Below are 5,485 nucleotides of genomic sequence, written 5' to 3'. Positions count from 1 at the left end.
CAAATCGTGGTATAAATTTCTCTACATCGGGATCGTTTTGGTCATTATCCACCTTTTACTCGGGTACCGTACGTTAGAGATGGGCCATATAGTGGCGATTTCACTGTTGAGTCTCGGTTTGGCGCTTCGGCTCATTAAGCGCTAAATGAAACACTACGATCTCATTATCCTCGGAGCTGGGGCGAGCGGGCTGATGTGCGCGGCGCAGTTGCGTCAAAACAGCTCCCTCTCGGTTGGCATCATTGAGGGGAATAACCGACCTGCACTCAAACTCAAAGCCTCCGGCGGGGGTAAATGCAACCTTACCAATGTAGAGGTGGACGAGAGCCATTATCTCGGGGATGAAACTCTCGTTAAGTCGGCCCTAGCTGTATTTACTCAACGTCAGCTTTTGGACTATTTTCGAGATGGCGGTTTGCGTCCGGTAATCCGAAAAGAGCGATACTATTTTTGTCCGAAAAGCTCTGATGAGGTGATTTCTATTTTGATAGGGAAAGCAAACGGCTGTGATTTGCTCTTGGGGCATAAAATCCTCTCCGTAGAGGGGAAATCCCCTTTTGTCATTACCACCGATAAAGGAAAATTCAGCGCTAAAAACGTTGTTGTCGCAACCGGAGGAGCGAGCTACAAAGAGCTCGGTGCAAGCGATATCGGGTTGAGAATCGCCCAAAGCTACGGGATCAAAACGGTACCGTTTTCCCCTGCACTGGTAGGACTGACACTGCAACCCAAAGAGTTTTGGATGAAAGAGCTCAGCGGGATCAGTTTTCCCGCCCGCATCCATGTGGCAGGAAAGAGCCTCGATGAAGATTTGCTTTTTGCCCACCGTGGCATCAGCGGTCTGGTCGTCCTCTCCGCATCGCTCTATTGGCATCGAGGGGAGATCGTGATCGATTTTGTCCCCGATTTTGATCTGAATACCCTGAAATATGAGAAAAAGAGCATCTCCACTGCGATTCCTCTGCCTAAACGTTTTATGAAAGCGTTTTTGGACGCAGTTGGGCTGGAGGACAAAGCGTGCAATCGATTAAATGCGGATGAGTGGGAAAAGCTTTTACGTATTCGCAATTATGCGATGGCCCCCTCAGGGACATTCGGTCTCTCCAAAGCCGAAGCGTGTCGCGGCGGGGTTGCGTGTGAGGAGATTAACCCCTCTACGATGGAAAGCACCAAAATCGATGGGCTTTATTTTATCGGCGAGACGGTCGATGTGACGGGAGAGTTAGGGGGATATAACTTCCAGTGGGCATTTAGTTCCGCCGTGATGTGTGCCTCATCAATTACGCTATAATATTTTCAAATAAGCGAGGATAGTATGGAACAGCGTAAACGTGTTGTTATTGTCGGCGGAGGATATGCAGGGGTCAATGCACTCCAAACGTTAGCCTCTTCCAATCTATGTGACATCGTTTTGATCGATCAGCACCCCTACCATTATCTCCAAACCGAAGCGTACGAGCTCATCGCCAATGAGTGTTCGATGAGTCGTGTCACGATAGATTTGGTCGCTTTATGTCTGAGTTACGGCGAGCATGTGACGTTTATCAAAGATACCGTTCGGGAGATCGATTTTGAGAATCAATGTGCGAGCGGACAAAACTCATGTCATCCTTATGATTATCTACTCCTCTGCAGCGGTAGCCGTACCGCGTTTCACACCTCTACCCCCGGATTGCGAGAACACTCACACGGAGTGAAAACGCTCCCCAGCGCCCTCTCGTTTAAACACCAGTTTGAGCAGAGATTGTATGCCCGTATGGAGAGTGAGGGGGGATGGTGCAGTGAGCCTTTTAATGTCGTCATCGGCGGCGGGGGACTTAGCGGTGTCGAGATTGCCGCAGAGATGGCCCATTTCATCCGTCTTTTTCATAAAGACAACACCCTTACGTGCGACAATATTCATATTTTTTTGATTGTCCCGCATGAGGGGGTTTTGGAGGGGATGGAGTCTTATCTGATTGACAAAGCGACTTCACGGCTCATAGAACTTGGGGTTAAAATTATTAATCATTCGCGCATTACTTCGGTCGAAGAGCACATGTTAGTCCTAAATAATGAGAAGAGTCTTTGTTTTGATTTTATGATATTTACAGGGGGGATTGTCGCTTCAACGCTGACCGCCACGATAGAGAGCGAGAAAAATAAAAAGTCACAGCTTATTGTCGATGAGTATCTTCGTATACCGAACCATCAGGGGGTATTTGCGGCAGGGGACATTGCCGAATTACGAGGTTCAGATGGAAAGTTACTCCCCCCTACGGCGCAGACTTCTGAACAAAGCGGTGCCTTAGCGGCAGAGAATATCCTTGCCCTGATCAAGGGGGGAGAGATGCGTCGTTCACAGATGAAAATGGAGGGGATGATGGTGGCTCTTGGGGGAAAATACGCGGCGATTTCACTGTTGGGATGGATTCGGATCAGCGGTCTTGTAGGCTATTGGATTAAAACGATCATTATGAGAGGGTACCATTATCGACTCCATCGTCAATGTGCCAAAGCGATGGTGCATCTCTCCCAAACTAAAGCGAAATGTCACACGGGAATTTAATTTTTTCTCAGTACAATTACACCAATTAACCTATCGAGGAATTATCTATGATCCTTTTAGCCGGACCGTGTGTCATCGAGAGCGAAGAGTCGATTTTCAGAATCGCTAAAAGCCTAGAGCGTTACCAAAATGACCTGCGCTTTGATTTTTATTTCAAATCGAGTTTTGATAAAGCCAACCGTACGTCACTCGATAGCTATCGCGGACCGGGGATCGAAGAGGGACTTCGGATCTTGCAAAAAGTCAAAGACGATTTCGGCTACAAGATCGTCACCGATGTCCATGAGAGCTATCAAGTGCCTATTGCAGCGGAAGTGGTCGATATGCTCCAAATCCCCGCTTTTTTATGCCGTCAAACCGATTTGCTCGTAGCGGCGGCTAAAACCGACAAGATCGTGAACATCAAAAAAGGGCAGTTTATGACCCCTGCCGATATGCGTTTTTCGGTGGCGAAAGTACTCAAAACACGCGGGTGCGATGAGGTTAGTTTCGAAGCTTCCCAAAAACACGGTGTATTGCTGTGTGAGCGGGGTTCTTCATTCGGGTACGGCAATCTTGTCGTCGATATGCGTTCCCTCGTCATCATGCGCGAATATGCTCCTGTTATTTTCGATGCGACCCACTCGGTGCAAATGCCGGGTAATGGTACAGGTAAAACAGGAGGGGACAGCTCGATGGTTCCTCACCTCGCACGCGCCGCGGCAGCCGTCGGAGTAGACGGATTTTTCTTCGAAACGCACTTTGATCCTATTTGCGCTTTGAGTGACGGACCAAATATGCTAAAATTAGAACAGTTAGAAGAGCTGAGTGAAAAACTATTGCAGTTGGATGCAATAAAATAATAAAAAAATACATTTGGTGTATTGGGCACACCGCCGAGGTGAACCCAGTGTTAACGTAGTCTATTGGGAGGTGTTCCAATAGCGTAAAAATAAAAAAGGATTTTTTATGAAGTTAATAGAAGGACAACTTCGTGTTCGCACGGACAAAAGAGTAGCGATCGTCAGTACCCGTTGGAACCACTTTATTGTTGATCGTCTGGTTGAAGGGGCAAAAGATGCCTATGCACGTCACGGCGGAAACGCGGATGAGTTGACTCATGTTTTGGCACCGGGTGCGTTTGAACTTCCGATGGTAATCGAGCAATTGCTCAGTAGCGGGAAATATGATGCTGTATGTGCATTGGGTGCGGTTATCCGTGGTTCAACTCCTCATTTTGACTACGTCTCTGCCGAAGCGACCAAAGGGATTGCAACCGTAAGCTTGAAACACAAAAAGCCGGTTTCTTTCGGTCTTTTGACGACCGATACTATCGAGCAGGCGATTGAGCGTGCAGGAACCAAAGCAGGGAACAAAGGGTTTGAAGCGATGACCGTTGTTATCGAAATGTTAGATTTATACGCTGAGATCGGCGCGTAATGGCGACACGTCATCAAGCCCGCATGGCGGTTGTCAGTTTATTGTACGCGTATGATTTAGGAAATCAGACGATTTCTGATTTCAGTGATGAGATTCTCGAAGAGAAAAAGATTCGTAACAAACAGCGTGATTTCGCCCTTGATTTGTTCAAAGGGGTGACGGAGCATTTGGCAGAAGTGGACGAAGCGATCGTTAAACATCTCAAAGATTGGGATTTTGACCGTTTGGGATCGATCGAGCGTGCAACGCTTCGTTTGGGCGGATACGAGATTATGTACGGTGAACTCGATTCTGCCGTTATCATCAACGAAGCGATTGAAGTTGCCAAAGCGTTCGGAAGCGAGCAATCACCTAAATTTATTAACGGCGTACTTGACGCGATTTCACGAGACAAATAAATCCCGATGCGCCTTAGTAAAGAACAAGCCTTAGAACTGATCCGCCATGCAGACCTCAAAGAGTTGGGGAAAATGGCGAGCGCGCGTAAAAAAGAGCTTCATCCTGATGGTATTACCACCTTTGTCGTAGACCGCAATATCAATTACACCAACGTTTGCTGGGTCGATTGCAAGTTTTGTGCCTTTTATCGCCACGGGAAAGACGAAGATGCCTACGTTCTCACCTTTGAAGAGATTGACCAAAAGATCGATGAACTCTTAGAGATCGGCGGAACGCAGATTTTGTTCCAAGGGGGCGTTCACCCGAAACTCAAAATCGAATGGTACGAAGATCTAGTAGAACACATCCATACCAAATATCCGATGATCACGATCCACGGCTTCTCTTCGATTGAACTCGACTTTATCGCCAAAGTCTCCCATATTTCGATCCAAGAGTGCCTATCTCGCCTAAAAGCCAAAGGGCTTGCCTCGATTCCAGGTGCGGGGGCTGAGATTTTGAGTGACCGTGTCCGCGATATTATCGCTCCAAAAAAAATGGATTCACTCGATTGGATTGATGTTCACCGCCAAGCGCACAAGCTTGGGATCATGTCAACGGCGACAATGATGTACGGGACGGTCGAGACCGATGAGGAGATTATCGAGCACTGGAATCTGATCCGTGATCTTCAGGACCAAACACACGGTTTTAGAGCCTTTATTATGTGGTCGTTTCAGGGGCAGAATACCCAATTGATGATTGAACATCCCGAAATCGAGAAACAATCCTCTAACCGATACCTCCGACTCCTCGCGGTAGCACGCCTTTTCTTGGATAATTTCCCCAATATCCAAAGCTCCTGGGTAACGCAGGGACCCTACATCGGTCAAATGGCATTGCACTTTGGGGCAAACGATTTGGGCTCGACGATGATGGAAGAGAATGTCGTACGCAGTGCAGGAGCAGGATTTCGGATGGCAAAAGATGAGATGATCCATCTGATCCGTGATGTCGGAGAAACTCCTGCCATTCGTAATACAGCGTATGAGATATTGGAAAAGTTCGAGTGACACGTTTTTTTTTAGCGATTTTATTATTAGGGCAAGCACTTATGGCAAGCACATTGGATTTTATTGA

General features: G+C 47.4%; 6 protein-coding genes. All 6 read left to right on the top strand.

What is annotated here, in order from left to right; translation table 11 throughout:
• Positions 1-145 precede the first annotated feature (145 nt).
• The 6 genes from JZU62_RS02295 (at position 146) to JZU62_RS02270 (ending at position 5,418) form a co-directional block, all read left to right on the top strand.
• Positions 146-1,291, top strand: a complete 1,146-nt coding sequence (locus tag JZU62_RS02295) for an aminoacetone oxidase family FAD-binding enzyme (protein WP_295011499.1) — start codon at positions 146-148, stop codon at positions 1,289-1,291.
• A gap of 24 nt (positions 1,292-1,315) precedes the next feature.
• Entirely contained in the window at positions 1,316-2,548 is a 1,233-nt protein-coding gene (locus tag JZU62_RS02290) for an FAD-dependent oxidoreductase (RefSeq protein ID WP_295011497.1), read from the top strand.
• A 47-nt stretch (positions 2,549-2,595) separates the two neighbouring features.
• Positions 2,596-3,390, top strand: coding sequence for a 3-deoxy-8-phosphooctulonate synthase (kdsA, locus tag JZU62_RS02285; RefSeq protein WP_295011495.1), 795 nt, complete (start codon positions 2,596-2,598; stop codon positions 3,388-3,390).
• Positions 3,391-3,496: 106 nt separating this feature from the next.
• On the top strand, positions 3,497-3,967 hold the full coding sequence (gene ribH, locus JZU62_RS02280; protein ID WP_294893601.1) for a 6,7-dimethyl-8-ribityllumazine synthase: 471 nt from the start codon (positions 3,497-3,499) through the stop codon (positions 3,965-3,967).
• The gene (gene nusB, locus JZU62_RS02275; protein WP_015652717.1) at positions 3,967-4,365 is read left to right on the top strand and encodes a transcription antitermination factor NusB; all 399 of its coding nucleotides are present in this window, start codon (positions 3,967-3,969) and stop codon (positions 4,363-4,365) included. Before ribH ends, nusB begins: the two co-directional genes overlap by 1 nt.
• 6 nt (positions 4,366-4,371) lie before the next feature.
• Positions 4,372-5,418: a dehypoxanthine futalosine cyclase gene (locus tag JZU62_RS02270; RefSeq protein ID WP_295011493.1), complete on the top strand. Its 1,047-nt coding sequence runs from the start codon at positions 4,372-4,374 to the stop codon at positions 5,416-5,418.
• Positions 5,419-5,485 lie beyond the last annotated feature (67 nt).

Source organism: Sulfuricurvum sp., assembly GCF_019163035.1.
Taxonomy (GTDB): Bacteria; Campylobacterota; Campylobacteria; order Campylobacterales; family Sulfurimonadaceae; genus Sulfuricurvum.
This window is presented reverse-complemented; position numbering and strand designations above follow the sequence as displayed.